The organism is Micromonospora sp. BS32 (assembly GCF_059089345.1).
This window is the reverse complement of record NZ_JBSSHR010000183.1, coordinates 1-288: the sequence shown is the minus strand read 5'-3', so window position 1 is coordinate 288 and position 288 is coordinate 1. Positions and strand designations below refer to the sequence as shown.

The 288-nt window shown below is 73.6% G+C and carries 1 pseudogene; it reads right to left on the bottom strand.

Annotated elements, in window-relative coordinates:
• Positions 1-183: 183 nt before the first annotated feature.
• Positions 184-288, bottom strand: a pseudogene (locus AC5RWQ_RS30820) (50S ribosomal protein L1); the annotation flags it as partial.

The following is a 288-nucleotide window of genomic DNA, read 5'->3' as shown; positions in this document are numbered from 1 at the left end:
CAGGGCCGACGGGCAGCCAGCGGGCCGGTGAGCGCCCGGGCGGTCCGCCAGCACCGGCGGGGCCGCCCAGGGCGCCACCGAGCCACTCAGGCCGAGGACCAGGGTGCCGACCGCACCTGCCGGCCCCGTAACGGAAGGGGCCCCGCCACGACTCGTGGCGGGGCCCCTTCACGGGCATCGTGCTCAGCCCTCGGGGTTCTCCTGGAGGTTCTTCACCACGTTCGGGTCGACCGGGACACCCGGGCCCATGGTGGTGGTCAGGACGACCTTCTTGAGGTACTTGCCCTT